Here is a 17903-nt window from a genome sequence, read left to right as displayed (position 1 = left end):
ACCGAGCGTACGCCCGTGAGTTCGAATCAGTATGCCTTGCCGTTTCGCCACACCTGCGCCGCGGCATGCTCGGCGGACCCTTCCGCCGGCGCACACGGGCCGTGACTACCCCAGATATAGCTCGTCCCTCACCCCGTTGCCGGTGGTGAGGGACGAGCTGTGGATCCTTGCGCCGCTCAGCTGAGCGCACGCACTCCGGTGGCCTGCGGGCCCTTGGTGCCCTGGCCGACCTCGAACTCGACCTTCTGGTTCTCCTCGAGGGTGCGGAAACCCGAACCCTGGATCTCGGAGTAGTGGACGAAGACGTCAGCGGAGCCGTCCTCCGGCGCGATGAAGCCGAACCCCTTCTCCGCGTTGAACCACTTCACAGTTCCCTGTGCCATTCTGTTCCTTCTCTTTTCTTACCGGAACGGCGGACAACTGGGTTCGTCCACCGGGTCCGTTGTGACCGCTGTACTGTTGGTTCCCCCTGCAGGAAAGCACCAAGCACACCGTTCGCAACATCGATCCTGCTGACGGTTTGGACTTTGGATCCGTCCCTCGAACACAGAAGCTTGCGACCAGGAACCAGTGAACCATGTCTTCGGGCAATTCAACAGTCGAGTTACCGACAATTTGCAAAAAAGTTGATCTTGCGAATGCGCAGGTGAGGGACACAATGGCGGAATCCAGACTTGGGGTTCGTTTGCCTGGTGATAACCGAGTCGACGTTCAGCAAAGAAGCTGTGACCCAGGTCGCTATTTGGTATCGAAAAGGCAGGTGGAGGTTCCCGGACACACACGTTTCACACTCCCCGAGCGTGTTGCGGGGTTCCGATCGTGAATCCGCCCGACTTCGCGCTGCGCGGACGGCCGGGGACCGAGCTCGGCTACGGGACATCGTTGCTGAATCGTGTCCTAGCCGGAGGCCTCGATGGCGACCCCCGGCTCACGCATGTGGCCGAGTTGCCCGCACGAGCCGCCGAACACTCCGAATGGCCCGTGTGGGCATCGCCGGAAGTGATTGCGGCATTGCGTGAGACGGGTGTGGCGGCGCCATGGCGGCATCAGGTGGACACCGCGGAGCAGGCGTTCCGCGGACGGCACGTCGTCGTGAGCACCGGGACCGCCTCGGGCAAATCGCTCGGCTATCAGCTTCCGGTGCTCACGACGCTGCAAGCCGATCCGAAGGCCACCGCGTTGTATCTGTCGCCGACGAAGGCGCTCGGCGCCGATCAGCTGCGCGCGGTCGGCGAGCTCACCCACGAAGGTCCGTTGCGCGATATACATCCGGCCACTTACGACGGCGATACGCCTGCCGAGATCCGGCAGTGGGTACGCGCCAACGCGCGCTGGATCTTCACCAATCCGGACATGCTCCACCTCGGCATACTTCGATCGCACCAGCGCTGGGCGCGGGTGCTGCGCAGGCTGCGTTACGTGGTGGTCGACGAATGCCACGCCTATCGCGGTGTTTTCGGCTCGCACGTCGCGCTGGTGTTGCGCAGGCTGCGGCGGATCGCCGCACGATACGGCGCCGATCCCGTGTTCGTGCTCTGCTCGGCGACCTCCGCCGAACCGGCGGAGGCCGCGTCGCGCCTGATCGGCGCGCCGTGCACCGCGGTCACTCGCGACGGATCGCCGCAGGGACCGCGGACGATCGCGCTCTGGGAGCCACCGTTGCTCACCGCCGTGACCGGCGAGAACGGTGCGCCGGTACGCAGGTCCGCCACCGCGGAGGCGGCGCGGATCATGGCGGATCTGGTGGCCGAAGGCGCGCGGACCTTGACCTTCGTGCGCTCCCGCCGAGCCGCGGAGCTGACCGCGATGGATGCCAAAAGGCTCTTGGGCGAGGTCGATCCGGACCTCGCCGCACGCGTGGCGTCCTACCGGGCGGGTTATCTCGCGGAGGATCGGCGTGAGCTGGAAGCCGCCTTGTCGGACGGATCGCTGCTCGGCGCCGCGACGACCAGCGCACTGGAACTCGGCGTCGACATCGCGGGACTGGATGCCGTGGTCATCTCGGGTTTTCCCGGAACGGTCGCGTCGTTCTGGCAGCAGGCCGGGCGGGCGGGACGGCGCACCCAAGGGTCACTGGTGCTGCTCGTGGCGCGGGACGATCCGTTGGACACCTACCTGGTCCATCACCCCGAAGCGCTGCTCGGCAAGCCCGTCGAGGCCACCATCACCGACCCGCGCAACCCCTATGTGCTGGGTCCGCAACTACTGTGCGCCGCGCTGGAGTTGCCGCTCACCGCCGCCGAGGTGGACGAACTGGGCGCCCGCGAAGTACTGGCCGAGCTGACCGTGAAAGGACTGATCAGGCGGCGTGGAACGGGAGATCGCGCGCGCTGGTACGTGACCGCGGAGACGCAGCCGCACGACGCGGTGGACGTCCGGGGCGGAATCGGCGCACCGGTGGCCATCGTGGACGGCGAGACCGGCAGGCTGCTCGGCACCGCCGATGCGGGGCGGGCCAGGGCGACGCTGCACCCGGGCGCCGTGCACCTGCACCAGAGCGAGACCTATGTCGTCGACGAGCTGGATCTCGTCGACGGCGTGGCCTTCGTGCACACCGCCGAGCCCGGGTGGACCACCAGCGCGCGCCAGGTGACCTCGGTCGTGATCGACGCGGTGACCGAGCACCGTGCCCACGGTCACGTGACGGCCGGCCTGGCCCGGGTGCGGGTCACCAGCCAGGTGATCGGCTATCTGCGCACGCTGCTCACCGGCGAAGTGCTCGACCTGGTCGAACTCGACCTGCCGCCGCAGACGCTGCCGACCAAGGCGGTCATGTACACGGTGACACCGGAATTGCTGGCGCTGGCGGGGATCGCGCCTCAGGACGTCCCCGGGGCGCTGCACGCGGCCGAGCACGCGGCGATCGGGCTGTTGCCCCTGGTGGCGACCTGCGACCGGTGGGACATCGGCGGTGTCTCCACCGCCGAGCACCCGGATACCGGACTGCCCACCGTCTTCGTCTACGACGGCCAAGCCGGCGGGGCGGGATTCGCCGAGCGCGGGTTCGCCCAACTGCGCCAGTGGCTTACGGCGACCTTGTCGGCCATCGAGTCGTGCGGCTGCGCGGCGGGCTGCCCCTCCTGCGTCCAATCACCCAAGTGCGGCAACGGGAACCACCCACTGGACAAGGCGGCAGCGGCGCGCCTGCTCACCGCCGTACTCGCCGAACTGTCCGCTGGTGCGGACGCACCGCTCGATTCGTGACGGCGCAGAGTCGGACACGTGACCAATTGTCGACCTTGCCAGCGCGCACGCTGGGAAGGTTGGGAGACCTCCCAGTGGAATGCCGCCGCTTCACCCCGGCCGAATAAAGAGGATTAGATTCATGTTAACTAGACTATTGCCACTGCATAGTTTGTGGACATGCGCATTCCTCCCTTTTAGATATCCCGGGTCCACGCGGGCATTTCCCTGAGTCCGCTTTTAAACCCGCCAGTTAAGTTTCCGATTTCCGCCACTGGAAGCGACGCGGGGCCGACCGTGTATCGAACTCCATCACTCTTCAACCGGTCCGGCCCGTGCGCTCGCCCGAACGATCCGATCGCCGTACAGACCTATTGGTACATTCCTTTCCACAGCCACCGTGGCGTCCCACTCCACCGCCTCGCAAACACGGATTCGCGCACCCATCCGCCGTGCCACCTCGTCCGCCTCAGCACATGCGACGTCGACGCCATCGACCAAAGCTCCCGCCGCGGTCAGCGCCGCCGAATCGGCGGCCGCCTGCGCCCGATGCCGCGCCACCACCACGGCCCCCACCTGCGCGATCAAGAGCGTCACCGCGATGAGGGCCACGAGCGCCAAGCAAGCGAAAACGGTGGCCAACCCCTGTTCGTCGCTTACCCGAACCCGCAGCATGCGAGGGACACGCCGCGGGCTGCGCTCGCTGATCCGAACCCGCTCACCGTTCCCTGTCATGTCTCGCTCCGGGCAGCGTCGCGAACCGGAATCCGCCCGTGACGGGCACCGCCGCCCGCGAGAAGCCAGACCACCATCGGCACCGCCTTCATTCGGTGGCTCCGGGCTCGATGGTCGCGACCGCCTCCGCGCGGAGGGTGAGCAGCGGCAGAAGCGGGGTCCGCGCGGAAACCACGGCGATCACACGAGTGCCCTCGGTGCGGAGTGCGATGTCGGCCGACGGCGGGGCGATGCGCTCCGCCGCCGGGCGGGCGTTCGCGTGGTCGCCCCGCGCGGCGAGGCGGGCGGCCTCGCCGGCGGCATCGACACAGCGGACCTGGGTCGATGCCGCCAGCAGGGCCCCGAGACAGAGCACGACGGTAGCGACGACCGAGGTCAGGGCGAGCGCGGCCTCGATCGTCACCCCTCCCCGATCGTCGCCGAGCCACGGTGTGGCGACAACTACACCGATGTGTTCAGTGCCCGGTCGATGATCTTCGTCAGCGCGTTCACGATGCTGTCGCCCGTCACCACCCCGTACAGCACGGCGCCGAAGGCCGCCGCCGCGATCGTGCCGATCGCGTACTCCGCCGTGCTCATGCCGTCCTCCGCGACCATCGCCCGCAGCGCCCGCGCACGCAGGCTTATATATACAGCCCGCACCCTGCGGCCCACGGACCTCACAACCCCCTGGATACGCACCCGATTCCTCCTTTCCGGCCCGTGCGGCCGATCCGCACGAGCACGCTTCCTCCGATGCAGTGCGCGACGCTGCCGCCCGAGCACGGTCGCTTTCGCTGCGGTCCACGACGAACCGCCGGCGGGTGCCGATCAGCGGCAGCGACGGGTTCCATGAGCGACCGAACGCTGGATACGGCTCAGCACGCAAAGCAGCCACCGAAGCGCCGAGTGTGCGGCACACCGCCGAGCTGCCGGGCCATAGGCGGACCGACCAGCCCCGCGACGGCCTTCCCGACCGGTGGCGGCAGCGACGGTGCGGGGGCTCCGAGCGATCCACCTGACGCGCTCTCGTGAACGACGTGGGCCCGGCCGTCCGCCGTTCTCCCGATGCGATTCCAGGCGGGTCCGCGAGCGCGGGCCGCCCGGTCACGGTCCGCCGAACCTGCGCGAAAACTCCGCGTGAACGCTTCCGTGCGGACACCATGGGCGGCGTGGCCACTGCCCCGTGCGGGGTTACAGCAGCCCACCGCCTAGGACTCGGCCCGCCAAGCCGATGACCACCGGCACTATGCCGAGGCAGACGAAGGCCGGGAGGAAGCACAGCCCCAAGGGGCCGCCGATCAGGACGCCCGCGCGTTCCGCCTTCGCGGCCGCGATGTCTTCCACCGCGGCCCTGCGCTGCTCGGCCAGTTCCATGACCGCTGCCGCCAGCGACGATCCGGACCGCGCGGAACGGCGCGCCATCCGGGCCAGCGACTCGATCTCGTCGGCTCTTGGGCGCCCCTTCGCATCCCGCGCCACTTGGTGCCAGGCCGTGGCCGCGTCGGCGCCGAGCGCGAGCAGGTCCGCCGCCCGTCGCAGTGCTTCGCCGAGTGGTTCCGGCGCCTCCTGCGCCACGGCGCGCGCCGCCCCTGCCATGGGAAGCCCAGCACGCAGGCAGGCGGCCAGCAGGTCGAGCACCGAGGCGACAGCCAGCGGATCGGTCTCCCGGTTCACCCGGCGCGACGTCTCGGCCGGTGCGTTGCGCGTCCGGCCGAGGGCATGCAACCGCCTGCTCACGGCCACTCGTCCCGGCAGCGATGCGAGTGCGGCCGCCATCAGCAGCAACGGCAGTGCCGCACCAGAAGTGAACGCCATCAGCAGCCTTCCTCAGCGATCCTGTTGTGCGATGACCTCGTGCACGGCCCACAGTCGGGCCATGCGACGGCACACCACGCGTCACCTGCGTGCCGTCGCCGGAGAGCGAACCGATGAGGCTGACCCGTCGTCGCTCAGCAGCGCGACCGTAGATTCGGCCGGTCTGCGGGTGGCCAGGGTTGAACGCGCCGTCGAGGTGGTGCGCATCCGCCATGCGCTGCAGTCCGATTGGATCGCCGACGGGGCGGCGGCTTCGCAGGGCCGCACCGCCTGCGATTACGGCACACACAACCCTTCGAACCGGCGTGCGCGCAAACCGCATCTCCCCGCCGATCGCAACCGGCTTCGAGTTCGACAACTGCTTTGGCCGGCCGCGACCAGCCATCGAAGAAGACTTCATATCAGCACCTTTCGGGTGATGGCATCGGTCCACAGCAGGCCCGCGCAGGCCAGGCCCGCGCCTACCGGCAACAGCACCGCCCCCGCGGACGAGGCGAACAGGACGTGCAGCGGCGCGGCGCCCATCATTTGGCCGAGAGCGATGCCGAGGAGCGGCAAACACGCCAGGACACCGGCGGTGGCCCGTGCGCCGGCCAGCGCGGCAGTGGTGCGGCCGTGGAATCGGATGCGTCCCGCGAGATCCGTTCGGGCCGCGGACAGCAACTCCGCCAGTGCCAAGCCGTGCTGCTCGGCCACTTGCCACGCCCCGGCAACCCGGGCGAGCTCCGCGGCGATCGGGGAATCCGGCCGGCGCAGGCCCTCGGCCACCGAGCCACCGAGTCGGCTGCGGGCGGCGCCAACGGTGAACGCGCGGGACGACTCGCCCCACACCTCATGTGCGGCGGCCTCGGCGGCGGCGCTCGGATGCGCCCCCACCCGCAATTCCGCGATCACAGCCTCCAAGGCATCGAGTAGGTACCCTTGCTCGGCTTTCCCGCGCCGGTCCCGTACCGCCCGGCGAGCCCGTAGCCCGGCTGTTCCGGCGACCAGGCCGGCCGCGAGGAAAGCACCCGTACCGAAGACGGTGAGCACGATCACCACGCCTACGCAGGCACAGACGCGGAACAGCCTGCCGCGGTCCGGTATTCGATACTCGACGCGCGCGGTGAACAGCTGCCCGAACCGGCGCTGCGACCGGGGCGCCGGAACCAGGACCAACGCCAGCGCGAGACACAACACCGCGCCGCTCAACGGTCGAGCCGTTCGGCGAGCAGGTTGGACAGGTCCGCGGCGGCGGGGGCCGCACCCGTGGTATGCCAGGCGGGCGTGATCCGCACGCCCCCATCGCCGTTGCGGTGCACGAGGCCGACCTCGCGCAGCCCCCGCGAGCCGTCGGATCGGCGGTGCACGTGCAGGACAACCTGCACCGCGGCGGCCAGTTGACTGTGCAAGGCCGCTCGATCCATGCCGCCCAGAGCGGCGAGGGCTTCCAGCCGGGCGGGGACTTCTTGCGGCGAGTTGGCGTGCACGGTGCCCGCCCCGCCGTCGTGTCCGGTGTTCAACGCGGTCAGCAGGTCGACCACCTCGGCGCCCCTGACCTCACCGACCACGATCCGGTCCGGCCGCATGCGCAGCGCTTGACGGACCAGGTCACGGACGGTGACCTCGCCGACGCCTTCCACATTCGCGGTCCTGGCCACCAGCCGGACCACGTGGGGATGCGGTGGCGCGAGCTCCGCCGCGTCCTCGACGCAGACGATCCGCTCGGACGGGCCCACCGTGGCGAGCAGGGCCGACAGCAGCGTCGTCTTCCCGGCTCCGGTACCGCCGACGATCAGGAACGCCAGCCTCGCCTGGATGATTCGTTCCAGCAGGAGCTTCGCGTCGGCGGGCACCGAGCCCGCCACGGCGAGCGCGGACAGCCCTTGGGTGGCCGGACGGAGTACCCGCAACGACAGACAAGTGCCGCCGTGCGCGACCGGCGCGAGGACCGCGTGCAAGCGGACCCCGAACGAATCCCCTGATGCCGCAGCGATTCCGGACAGCCGACCGTCCACCCATGGTTGTGCGTCGTCGAGTCGGCGACCCGCCGACAGTGCCAGGCGCTGCGCCAGCCGCCGGACCGCGGCCTCGTCGGAGAAGGTGATCGAGGTCTTCTCCAGACCGTGCCCGCGATCGATCCACACCGCGTCCGGACCGGTCACCAGGACATCGGCCACTCGCGGATCGTGCAACAGCGGTTCGAGTACACCCGCGCCGGTGAGTTCGGTCTGCAGCAGTCGCAGAGCCCGCAGCAGGTCGGTGTCGCCGAGCACCCCGCCCGCTTCGGCCCGGATCGCGGCGGCGACCTGCGCCGGATCCGGGTCGCCGGTCTCGCCAGCCAGGCGCTCCCGCACCCGGTCCAGCAGCTCGCTGGTCAGTATCGCGCTCATCGCCCCCTCCTCACCGCCGTTGTCCCGGTGGTGCACTCAGTACGCCGAGGACGGCGTCGGCCGCATCGCGCAGCGGCCCGCGGCGGCCTACCGACATCCCGCCGCGCTCCAGCCGGTGCGCGAGACCGGACTGGGCGCGAACGGCGGCGAGCAGCGGGAGATCGAGCACTTCGGCGACCTCGGCTCCGCGCAGGCCGCCGGGCGCCGGACCGCGAACGACCAGGCCCTGGTTCGGGTTTCGCCGCGCGATATGGGCGGACACCGCTTCGGCGGCGGCGACCGCACGCAGCCGCGCCGGAACGACCAGAACCACGAGATCCGCGGAGTCGAGCATCTGGTCGGCATGCGGCCCGCGCTCACCGGAAATATCGCAAACTATGAAATCGCCTGCGACACGGCCCGCTTCGATGACAGCGCGGACCGCGGGCGCGCCGAGCTCACGTGGCAATCGTCCCGCACCGCAGCGCCCACAGGACAGCACCGCGAGCCCGGGCGCCGCGACGGGTAGGGCGCCGTGCAGCGCGGTCGCTGAGACGCGCCCGTCCTCCACCACCAGGTCGGGCCAGCGCAGGCCCGCCGCGTTCTCGACACCGAGCAGCAGGTCGAGACCCCCCGCGAAGGGTGCGCCATCGACCAGCAAGGTCTCGCGCCGGAACCCCTCCGCGGCGGCGCGCAGCGCGACCGCGACGGCGAGGGTGGACGCGCCGGCCCCGCCGCCCGCGCCGACGACGGCGAGCACCACGCCGTCATCCGCACGCCGCTCGCCGTATTCAGCAAACATCTCGATGAGCCCCACCGCCGCGCCGGGCAAGGCGATAGCCCGCTCCGCGCCGACCGCGGCGGCGGCCTGCCAGTCGAGCAAACCTGGCTCACCATCGGTTACCACCACGACGCCGGCGCGGCGCAGGTAGCCCGCGGCGGCCGCTTCGCGCGCCTTGTCGGTGTCCAGGATGACCAGTGGAGCGCCGGTCCAGGCATGTCGGCCGACGAGTCGCGTCCGCTCATCGAGTGGCCGTTCGGCGGCCGCCGCGATACGCCGGACTTCGTCGCGCAGACGGTCGTCATCGATGAGCACAAGGGCGGGCGTCGGCCCGATCGGCTCCGATGCATCGAGGTTCATGCAGGTCAGCGTCGCGGAACGAAAGCAGGGACAGAAGGGGCGATATGCCGAATGTGGACAACTCCGGGGTTGTGGACAGCTATCCGAACCCGATGCCGTACCGCACTGTCCCTGAAATAGAGGACGGCCCCAGCCGGGGGGGGAGGAGGCTGGGGCCGTCGGGGTTCAGCCCCGGGGGGTCGGGCTGAACGCGCCTGGACCATGTCCAGGTGCCAGCAATACTACACCTAAGCCCCGGCCACCACGCAAGTCTGCCGACGGACATCTTTGTGGCCGTCGTGGCTTCGGCGTCTGCGGGGCAAACTTCATCGCCGCACCGGCCGCAGCCGCGCCACGGCGGGGAACACGCGTGCCGACCAGCGGCAGCCGTGGTGCAGTCGCCGCCCAGCTGCGGCCGATCGAAGGCAGGACGGCCACACAACAGGCGCGGTGGCCGGAGAGCGCTGCCACAACCCGCGGTCGGACCGACCACGGGGACACAGCAGCCGCACCACACCTGACGCCTGGCCGAGCGGAGACCATACCGCCGCCTATCCTGGTCGGGTGGACAAGTCAGCCACTGCGGGTGGACGCGTCGCGGCCTTCTTCGATCTGGACAAGACCGTGATCGCGAAGTCGAGCACGTTCGTATTCAGCAAGCCCTTCTACGCGCAGGGGCTTTTGAACCGCCGCGCCGTACTGGAAAGCAGTTACGCCCACTTCCTGTTCCTGCTGTCGGGAGCCGATCACGATCAGATGGAACGGATGCGCGCCCACCTGACCAGCATGTGCGCGGGCTGGGACGTCGAGCAGGTGAAATCCATTGTGGCAGAGACGTTGCACGAGTTGGTCGATCCGCTGATCTACGCGGAGGCGGCCGACTTGATCGCCGACCACAAGATCCGGGGGCACGATGTGGTGATCGTCTCGGCCTCCGGCGAGGAAATCGTCGGCCCGATCGCCGAAGCGCTCGGCGCCTCACATACCGCCGCCACCCAGATGGTCGTGGCGGACGGAAAGTACACCGGCGAGGTCGAGTTCTACTGCTACGGCGAGGGCAAGGTCGCCGCCATCGAGAAACTCGCCGCAGACGAGGGGTACGACCTGTCCCGCTGCTACGCCTACTCCGACTCGATCACCGACCTGCCGCTGCTCGGCGCGGTGGGCCACCCCACTGCGGTCAATCCGGATCGCAATCTGCGCCGTGAGGCCACCACGCGGGGCTGGCCGATCCTGACCTTCTCCAACCCGGTGTCGCTGTGGGCGCGCTTCCAAGCGCCGTCCTCGACGACGCTCGCGGCCACCGCGGCGGTCGGCTTGAGCGCGGTCGTGGCCGGCGCGATCAGCTACCGGATGCTGCGCCGCCGACGCTGAGATCGGACGCTCGAGCAGCCCGTCCCATCCGGGTCGCCAGCGGCTTGCCGTTAACTCAGCCAACTTGACCGATGGCGCTGCGGACCAGGCATTTAACCACGAAACGCCGAGAAAAACGCCGATTGTTCAATGTTCTCGCATCCCTTGATGTGAGTGCAGTCACAGGTGTAGAAAGGTAACTACGGAAGGACGGAAGGCCAAGGCAGCACCGGAAGAGAAGGCACTGTCTCCCGACCCTTCTTCCCAGCACGGGCACCAGGCACCCACGCGGAGCGCGCCGCGACAAGGGCAGAAGCGTTGTGGGCCTGCGAAATTCGGATAGTCGACGGCGAAGGCCTCGCACAGGTTGCGGGGATGAACCGGCCGATGTCCGGATTGTCGCCGAGGCCGCAGAACACAACCCACCTAGCACGCTTGGTAACCGGGTAGTCCGTGCTAGCGGGCGGTGAGGTCGAGAGACAACGCCGCCCGCTTTGACGTGTACGGGGTTATCCCGCCGCCGAGTCTGCGATCGACGTGGCCTCGCGCGCGCCGTCCTCGAACGCCCCGCAACAGAGGATCACCCAGCCGCCGACCGCCTCCGCCTGCCCGGTTCCGAATCCCGCGGCCGCGTCCAGATACGCCTGACGCCTGCGCAACCAGAACACCTCCGGTACGCCGAGGCTGTGCGGATCCAGCCCACTCGACACCGCGACCAGCCGGGAGGCCGCCCGCGCGACTACGCCATCGGCCGTGCCGAACGGCCGCAGCGCCAGTAGCTCACCGTGTACTACGGCGGCGAGCACCGGCGCGGGCGCTCGCGAACCGAGCACCGTCTGCGCCAGCAGATCGAGCCGCTGCGCGACGCCCGAGTCGCCGCGCGGCCTGCCGAGCGCCTCTTGCTCCGGGATCAGATCGGCCGCGGCGAGCAGATGCAGCCGCGCCAGCGCCTGCAGCGGGGCACGCTGCCAGGTGCCCACCAGATTCCGCAGCGCGTCCCCGTCCAACGCCTGCCCGACGCGCAGCGAGCCGGCCAGGATCGGGTCGGCTACCCGGCCGTCGGCGGGAATATCCGTGCTGCCGCCGTCGATGGCCGCCGAGGACCGGGCCGCACGCACCGCGGCCTCGGCCGCCGTGGTGGGCCACCCACGGCGGTTCGCCTTGTGCCGGTGCACCTCGGCGAGCGCGTCGCGGGCACGGTCGGCCGCGTCCCGGACACCGGGAAGATCGACGAGGGGCTGTAGCGGATCGGTCACGGCATACGAGGCTACTTGCGCTCGCGCGGACCGATCCGCGCGCCCGGCTCGCTATCCGGCCAGCAGATCGCGTCCCGGTATCGCGTCGAGCAGTTTGCGCGTGTACTCCTGCCGGGGATCGTCGAACACCTCGTCGGTCGTCGCCGCCTCGACCACCTTGCCGCGCTGCATGACGAGCACGTCGTCGGCGATCTGCCGCACCACGGCCAGATCGTGGGTGATGAATAGATACGCCAGCCCGAGCTCGGCTTGCAGCTCGTTGAGCAGGCGGAGGATCTGGGCCTGCACCAGCACGTCGAGCGCGGACACCGCCTCGTCGCACACCACCACTTCGGGCCGTAGGGCGAGCGCCCGCGCGACCGCCACGCGCTGACGCTGTCCACCGGACAGTTCGTTGGGGTAGCGCCGCAGCACACCGGCAGGCAGCGCGACCTTGTCGAGCAGTTCCCGCACGGTCGCCTCCCTTTCCTCGGCGGTACCGATCCGGTGGGTGCGCAACGGCTCCTCGATGGTGCGGTAGATCGTGTACATCGGATCGAGCGAGCCGTAGGGATCCTGGAAGATCGGCTGCACCCGGCGGCGGAAGGCGAAGGATTCCTTACGGTCCAGGGTGGTCACGTCCTTGCCGTCGAATGTGACGGCGCCGGAGGTGGGCGCGAGCAGTCCGAGGACCATCTGCGCCACCGTGGTCTTGCCCGAGCCGGATTCGCCGACGATCGCCGTGGTCGACCCGCGCCGCAGCCGGAACGACACATCGTCCACCGCGACGAACTCGGTCGACTTCCACGGCGTGCGATCGCGGATGTGAAACGTCTTCGTCAGATGCTCGGCTACCAGCACGTCGTCCGGCACCACCGTTTCGGCTGCCGCCACCTGCACGGCTTGCGCGTGGATCTCGGCCCGACGCCGCACCGCCGACCGCCGCTGCGCGGCCAGCGACGGCGCCGAACTCACCAGCCGTTTGGTGTACAGGTGCTGCGGATCACGCAGAATCCGCAAAGCGGGCCCGGACTCCACGACACGGCCGCGATACATCACCACCAGGTGTTCGGCACGCTCCGCCGCCAAACCCAAGTCATGGGTGATCAGCAGCACCGCGGTGCCGAGTTCGGCGGTGAGCCGCTCGAGATGATCGAGGATCTGCCGCTGTACGGTCACGTCGAGCGCCGAGGTCGGCTCGTCGGCGATGAGCAGTTGCGGCCGGCAGGACAGGCCGATCGCGATCAACGCACGCTGGCGCATGCCGCCGGAGAACTCGTGCGGATACTGGTTCACCCGGCGTTCGGCGTCGGGCATGCCCGCTTCCTCGAGCAGTTCCACCGCTCGCTTCTCGGCGGCCTTGCCCTTCGCGATGCCGTTGGCTTCGAGCGTCTCGCGGATCTGGAAACCGATCTTCCACACCGGATTCAGATTCGACATCGGGTCCTGCGGGACCAGGCCGATGCCGCTGCCGCGGACCGCGACGATCTCTCGTTTCGAGGCCGCCGTGAGTTCCTTGCCGTCGAACCTGATCGAACCGGAGGTGACCCGGCCCGTGCCGGGCAGCAAGTCGATGATCGCGTGCGCGGTGGTCGACTTTCCCGAGCCCGATTCCCCGACGATGGCCACGGTCTGCCCCGGATACACCGACAGGCTCACGTCCCGGACCGCGGGCACCGGCTTGCCGTCGGCGGTGAAGCTCACGTTCAGATCGGTGATCTCCAGCAACGGCCGGTCGGCCTCGCTCATCGCTTCCTCGCCTTCGGATCGAGGGCGTCGCGCACGGCGTCGCCCAGCATGATGAAGCTCAGCACGGTCAGCGCCAGCGCCGTCGCCGGATAGAACAGGATGGCGGAAGTGCGGATCTCCTTCTGCCCCGTGGCGATGTCCGCGCCCCAGGACACCACGGTGCGCGGGAGACCGACGCCGAGATAGGACAGCGTCGCCTCGGTGACGATGAAGACGCCCAGCCACAGCGTGGTCACCACGATCAGCGGCCCCGCCGCGTTGGGCAACACGTGGCGCACAAGCGTCTGCGGTCGAGAGACGCCCAATGCTTTCGCGGCCGTGACATAGTCACTGTTCTTCGCTTGGATCACCGCGCTACGGGCGATCCGCGCCGCCTGCGGCCAGGTGAACGAGGCGAGGATGACGATCACGGTCCAGATCGTCCTTGCGTCCAGCAGCTGCATGATCACGATGGCGGCCAGCATCAACGGAATCGCGTAGAAGACCTCCGCGACCCGCGAGACGATCGAGTCCAGCGGCCCGCCGTAGAAGCCCGCCAGCGCGCCGAGCGTTCCCCCGATCAGCACGAACAGCAGCGTCGCGCCGACTCCGGCGAGCACGGAAGCCCGCGCTCCGTAGACGGTGCGGGCGTAGATGTCGCACCCCTGCTTGTCGAAACCGAACGGGTGCCCCGCGCCGCGCGGGTCCATGCTGAAGTCGCCGTTGCAGTACCGCGGGTCCTGATCGGTGAACAGCCCCGGCCAGATCACCACGATCAGCACGAACACGATCAGCACCGCCGCGACGATGAAGATCGGGTTGCGCCGCAGCTGCCGCCACGCGTCGCGCCAGATGCTGGTCGGCGCGCCCGCATCCAGCACGGCGTCGGTGGCGAGCACCTCGACCTCGTCGGGCGGCGCGACGAAATGCTCCTGGCCGCGGCGCGGACTCGCGGCCTCGGTGCGGTCAGGCATAGCGGATCCTCGGGTCGAGTGCGGCGTAGAGCAGGTCCACGAGCAGATTGGTGAGCAGGAAGATGACGATCAGCACCGTGACGAAGGAGACGACGGTCGGCGGCTCCCCCCTGGTGATGGCCTGGTAGAGCGTGCCGCCCACGCCGGGAATGTTGAAGATGCCCTCGGTGACGATCGCGCCGCCCATCAGGGCGCCCAGATCAGCGCCGACGAACGTGACCACCGGAATCATCGAGTTGCGCAGGATGTGCACGGTCACCACGCGTGGCCTGCGCAGGCCTTTGGCGGTCGCGGTGCGCACGTAGTCGGCGGACATGTTCTCCGCCACCGAATTCCGGGTCAAGCGCAGGACGTAGGCGAACGACAGCGAGCCGAGCACGATCGCGGGCACCAGCAGTTCGCCGACGGTCGCCTTCCCGGAGACCGTCACGGGCGCGATGCCCCACTTCACGCCGAGCAGGAATTGGGCGAGAAAGCCCACCACGAAGACCGGGACCGCGATCACGACCAGGCTGATCACGAGCATCGCGGAGTCGAACAGCTTGCCTTTGCGCAGTCCGGCGATCAGGCCGAACAGCACGCCGAAGACCGACTCGATCAGCACCGCCATGAAGGCCAACTTGATCGTGATCGGGAACGCGCGCGCGAGTTCGTCCCGCACAGGCCTGCCGGAGAAGGCCGTGCCGAAGTCCAGCGTGACGATGCCTTTCAGATACAACAGGTACTGCACGAGGAACGGCTCGTCGAGGTGGTAGCGCGCCCGCAGTTGCGCCTCCACCGCGGGCGTCATGGGTTTGTCACCCGCCAGCGCGTGGATCGGGTCGCCAGGGACGAGGAACACCAGTGCGTAGACGAGCAGGGTCGCACCGAGGAACACGGGGATCATCTGGAGCAGACGCCGCCCGACATACCAGGCCATTTCGCCTCCTGAACAGGACCGCCGAGCGTCACCCGGACGCCCGGCGGCCGGCGGCTACTTCTCGATGTTCTCGAAGTCGAACAGTCCGTTCCAGGCGAGTTCGGCCTTGCGCACCCGGTCGGAGCGGCCCGCGGCGGCCACATAGTCGAACACCGGGACGTCGGCCAGGTCCTTGATCAGCAGGGACTGGGCCTGCGCGATGATCTTGTAGGACTCGTCCTGGCTCGGCGCGGCCAAGGCGGCATCGAGCAGGCGATCGAATTCCGGGTTCTTGTAGTCGACGTTGTTGGTGTCGGAGTAGCTGTAGTACTGCGAAGTGAGGAACTGCAGCATGGTCGGGTAGTCACCCTGCCAGCCGTAGCGGAAGGCCTTGTTGATGGTGCGCGCGTTCACTTCGTCGCGGATGTTCTTGAACGTCGGGTACGGCACGCCGATGGCGTCGACACCGAGGGTGTTCTTCACGCTGTTGGCCACCGCCTCCACCCAGGCCTGGTGGCCGCCGTCGGAGTTGTAGGCGATCTCGTAGCGGCCCGACCACGGCGAGATCGCGTCGGCCTGTGCCCAGACCTTCTTGGCCTCGTCGGGGTTGTACTTCAACACCTCCGAGCCGGGCAGGTTCGGGTCGAAGCCGGGCAGCGTGCTCGCGGTGAAGTCGCGCGCCGGGATCCGGGTGCCGTGGAAGATGTTCTGCGCGATCTGTTCCCGGTTGATCGCCATCGAGATCGCCCGGCGCCGCAACAGCCCTTCCTGGCCGGCGAAGTGCGCGACGTTGGACTGGATGCCGATGTGCTGGTTCTGGGCGGTCGGCTTGGTGATCGCGCGGTCACCGAGATCCCGTTCGTAGGAGGTGAGCGCGCTGTCGGGCACGGTGTCGAGCGCGTCCAGATTGCCCGCTTGCAGGTCGGCGTAGGCGGTGTCGAAGGACTGATACATCACGAATCGCAGCCCTTTGTTCTTGGCCGGGCGGCCGCCGGGATAGTCCGGGTTGGGCGCCAGATCGATCTTGACGTTGTGCTCCCACGCCCCGGACCGGGCGAACTTGTAGGGGCCGTTGCCGATCGGGTTCTCTCCGAACGCTTTCACGTCCTTGAACGCGGCCTCCGGCAGCGGATAGAACGGCGCGTACCCGAGCTCGGTCTCGAAATCGATCGAGGGCGCCTTCAGCTCGATGGTGAAGGTGCGGTCGTCGATCACCTTCAAGCCCGACATCGTCTGTGCCGTAGGCTTTTCCGCGGACACCTCGTCGAAACCGACGATGGGACTGAACACATAGCTCTGCAACTGGGCGTTGGTGCCGAGCGCGCCGTAGTTCCACGCGTCGACGAACGACTTCGCCGTCACCGGGGTGCCGTCGGTGAACTTCCAGCCGGGTTTGATGGTCACCCGGTAGCTCTTCCGATCCGTGGTCTGGATCGACTCCGCCATCTCGTCGTGCGCCTTGCCGCTCCCGTCGTAGTACTTCAGGCCCGCGAACAGCCGGTCGACCACGCGGCCGCCCATATTCTCGTTGGTGTTGGTAGGCACCAGCGGATTCTGCGGCTCGCCACCGTTGACCGTGACGAGGTCGGCATCGGCGCCGTCGCCCGAGGAACATGCGGACAGCCCGAGGCTCGTGGCCAGTACGACCGCCGCGGTCAGCGCCATCGCTCTGTGGAATTTCAACGCGTCCTCCCGGTGCGAGAAGGGGGTAGCCGATCGGCACCCGCAGGAGGCCCGTCAGCGCATGCCGACGCGATCCCCCTGTGTGGTTGGCAGAGTAACCACCGGCGCGGGCACTGTCACCTGATTGATCCGAGTTCGTTGTACTTGTTACCGATCCGGCAACATCGCCGAAACACCCCGAGTTTCGTGCGGAAACGGCCGCGCGGCCGGAGCATCGCGTTCGCCGCGGGAGGCAGGCGCGGCGGCGTGACGCGGGCGAAACCCGATCGACACACCGCACGCGGCATGGGTCACAGTTGATTACTGTCGAACTCGGCTGCGTCGAATCGTGCGCTCAGGCTACGTGGAAAGAAGAGACGAGATGACCGAAACCAGCGCCGAACACAGGGACTCGTATCCGCCGAACGCGGAGTTCACCGCCCAGGCGAACGCCGACGCCGGACTCTACGAGCGGGCGGCGGCCGATCGCGACGCGTTCTGGGCCGAACAGGCCGGGCGGCTGCACTGGCACGAACCGTTCACCCAGGTGCTGGACTGGAGCGAGGCTCCGGTGGCGAAATGGTTCGTCGGCGGAAAGCTCAACGTCGCCTACAACTGCGTGGACCGCCACGTCCTGGACGGACACGGCGACCAGGTCGCCATCCACTGGGAAGGCGAACCCGGCGACTCACGCGCCATCACCTACGAACAACTGCGGGACGAGGTCTGCCGGGCCGCCAACGCGTTCACCGACCTGGGCCTGGAGACCGGTGACCGGGTGGCGATCTACATGCCGATGGTGCCGGAAGCCATCGTCGCCATGCTCGCCTGCGCTCGCCTCGGGCTGACCCACTCCGTCGTCTTCGC

16 protein-coding genes are annotated in these 17903 nt (G+C 68.7%); 3 read left to right on the top strand and 13 right to left on the bottom strand.

Annotation, left to right across the window (positions count from 1 at the left end; all coding sequences use genetic code 11):
- Positions 1-176: 176 nt before the first annotated feature.
- Positions 177-383, bottom strand: a complete 207-nt coding sequence (locus ACFV2O_RS04400) for a cold-shock protein (protein WP_011206895.1) — start codon at positions 381-383, stop codon at positions 177-179.
- Positions 384-882: 499 nt separating this feature from the next.
- Here ACFV2O_RS04400 and ACFV2O_RS04395 point away from each other — a divergent pair, with 499 nt between their 5' ends.
- Positions 883-3204, top strand: a complete 2322-nt coding sequence (locus ACFV2O_RS04395; protein ID WP_379250816.1) for a DEAD/DEAH box helicase — start codon at positions 883-885, stop codon at positions 3202-3204.
- A 291-nt stretch (positions 3205-3495) separates the two neighbouring features.
- On the opposite strand, the gene ACFV2O_RS04390 is transcribed toward ACFV2O_RS04395, so the two are convergent.
- The 7 genes from ACFV2O_RS04390 to ssd form a co-directional block, all read right to left on the bottom strand.
- Complete coding sequence (locus ACFV2O_RS04390; protein WP_379250181.1) at positions 3496-3825, bottom strand: Rv3654c family TadE-like protein; 330 nt, start codon at positions 3823-3825, stop codon at positions 3496-3498.
- A gap of 181 nt (positions 3826-4006) precedes the next feature.
- Positions 4007-4321 (bottom strand): TadE family type IV pilus minor pilin, encoded by a 315-nt coding sequence (locus ACFV2O_RS04385; protein WP_379250179.1) that lies wholly within the window; start codon positions 4319-4321, stop codon positions 4007-4009.
- A 38-nt stretch (positions 4322-4359) separates the two neighbouring features.
- On the bottom strand, positions 4360-4545 hold the full coding sequence (locus ACFV2O_RS04380; RefSeq protein WP_355079276.1) for a DUF4244 domain-containing protein: 186 nt from the start codon (positions 4543-4545) through the stop codon (positions 4360-4362).
- A 546-nt stretch (positions 4546-5091) separates the two neighbouring features.
- Positions 5092-5715, bottom strand: a complete 624-nt coding sequence (locus ACFV2O_RS04375) for a type II secretion system F family protein (RefSeq protein ID WP_379250177.1) — start codon at positions 5713-5715, stop codon at positions 5092-5094.
- 396 nt (positions 5716-6111) lie between these two features.
- Entirely contained in the window at positions 6112-6906 is a 795-nt protein-coding gene (locus tag ACFV2O_RS04370; protein ID WP_379250175.1) for a type II secretion system F family protein, read from the bottom strand.
- Complete coding sequence (locus ACFV2O_RS04365) at positions 6903-8087, bottom strand: TadA family conjugal transfer-associated ATPase (protein ID WP_379250173.1); 1185 nt, start codon at positions 8085-8087, stop codon at positions 6903-6905. The genes ACFV2O_RS04370 and ACFV2O_RS04365 overlap by 4 nt, the downstream gene beginning before the upstream one ends.
- 10 nt (positions 8088-8097) lie before the next feature.
- Complete coding sequence (gene ssd / locus ACFV2O_RS04360; RefSeq protein WP_379250171.1) at positions 8098-9207, bottom strand: septum site-determining protein Ssd; 1110 nt, start codon at positions 9205-9207, stop codon at positions 8098-8100.
- Positions 9208-9750: 543 nt separating this feature from the next.
- Between ssd and ACFV2O_RS04355 the strand changes: the two genes are divergently transcribed.
- Positions 9751-10560: an HAD family hydrolase gene (locus tag ACFV2O_RS04355; RefSeq protein WP_379250169.1), complete on the top strand. Its 810-nt coding sequence runs from the start codon at positions 9751-9753 to the stop codon at positions 10558-10560.
- A gap of 488 nt (positions 10561-11048) precedes the next feature.
- Here the strand turns inward: ACFV2O_RS04355 and ACFV2O_RS04350 are convergent, their stop codons facing one another.
- Genes ACFV2O_RS04350 through ACFV2O_RS04330 form a run of 5 tightly spaced genes read right to left on the bottom strand, consistent with a single transcriptional unit; the run spans position 11049 to position 17039 of the window.
- Positions 11049-11795, bottom strand: a complete 747-nt coding sequence (locus ACFV2O_RS04350; RefSeq protein ID WP_379250167.1) for an oxidoreductase — start codon at positions 11793-11795, stop codon at positions 11049-11051.
- Between the two features lie 51 nt (positions 11796-11846).
- The gene (locus ACFV2O_RS04345; protein WP_379250165.1) at positions 11847-13523 is read right to left on the bottom strand and encodes a dipeptide ABC transporter ATP-binding protein; all 1677 of its coding nucleotides are present in this window, start codon (positions 13521-13523) and stop codon (positions 11847-11849) included.
- Complete coding sequence (locus tag ACFV2O_RS04340) at positions 13520-14476, bottom strand: ABC transporter permease (RefSeq protein WP_355079251.1); 957 nt, start codon at positions 14474-14476, stop codon at positions 13520-13522. The genes ACFV2O_RS04345 and ACFV2O_RS04340 overlap by 4 nt, the downstream gene beginning before the upstream one ends.
- Positions 14469-15395: an ABC transporter permease gene (locus ACFV2O_RS04335; protein ID WP_355079253.1), complete on the bottom strand. Its 927-nt coding sequence runs from the start codon at positions 15393-15395 to the stop codon at positions 14469-14471. Before ACFV2O_RS04335 ends, ACFV2O_RS04340 begins: the two co-directional genes overlap by 8 nt.
- 54 nt (positions 15396-15449) lie before the next feature.
- On the bottom strand, positions 15450-17039 hold the full coding sequence (locus ACFV2O_RS04330; RefSeq protein WP_379250814.1) for an ABC transporter substrate-binding protein: 1590 nt from the start codon (positions 17037-17039) through the stop codon (positions 15450-15452).
- Positions 17040-17418: 379 nt separating this feature from the next.
- Here ACFV2O_RS04330 and ACFV2O_RS04325 point away from each other — a divergent pair.
- Positions 17419-17903: acetyl-coenzyme A synthetase N-terminal domain-containing protein (locus ACFV2O_RS04325; RefSeq protein ID WP_379250162.1), on the top strand; the 485-nt coding region annotated here is incomplete at its 3' end.

The organism is Nocardia sp. NPDC059691 (assembly GCF_042733915.1).
GTDB classification, from domain to species: Bacteria; Actinomycetota; Actinomycetes; order Mycobacteriales; family Mycobacteriaceae; genus Nocardia; species Nocardia sichangensis.
This window is presented reverse-complemented; position numbering and strand designations above follow the sequence as displayed.

Excerpts from the sequence above, each read along its gene's own strand:
- ACFV2O_RS04400 (WP_011206895.1), bottom strand. The coding sequence starts at position 383 with ATGGCACAGGGAACTGTGAAGTGGTTCAACGCGGAGAAGGGGTTCGGC.
- ACFV2O_RS04375 (WP_379250177.1), bottom strand. The coding sequence starts at position 5,715 with ATGGCGTTCACTTCTGGTGCGGCACTGCCGTTGCTGCTGATGGCGGCC.
- ACFV2O_RS04365 (WP_379250173.1), bottom strand. The coding sequence starts at position 8,087 with ATGAGCGCGATACTGACCAGCGAGCTGCTGGACCGGGTGCGGGAGCGC.
- ssd (WP_379250171.1), bottom strand. The coding sequence starts at position 9,207 with ATGAACCTCGATGCATCGGAGCCGATCGGGCCGACGCCCGCCCTTGTG.
- ACFV2O_RS04345 (WP_379250165.1), bottom strand. The coding sequence starts at position 13,523 with ATGAGCGAGGCCGACCGGCCGTTGCTGGAGATCACCGATCTGAACGTG.
- ACFV2O_RS04340 (WP_355079251.1), bottom strand. The coding sequence starts at position 14,476 with ATGCCTGACCGCACCGAGGCCGCGAGTCCGCGCCGCGGCCAGGAGCAT.
- ACFV2O_RS04335 (WP_355079253.1), bottom strand. The coding sequence starts at position 15,395 with ATGGCCTGGTATGTCGGGCGGCGTCTGCTCCAGATGATCCCCGTGTTC.
- ACFV2O_RS04330 (WP_379250814.1), bottom strand. The coding sequence starts at position 17,039 with ATGGCGCTGACCGCGGCGGTCGTACTGGCCACGAGCCTCGGGCTGTCC.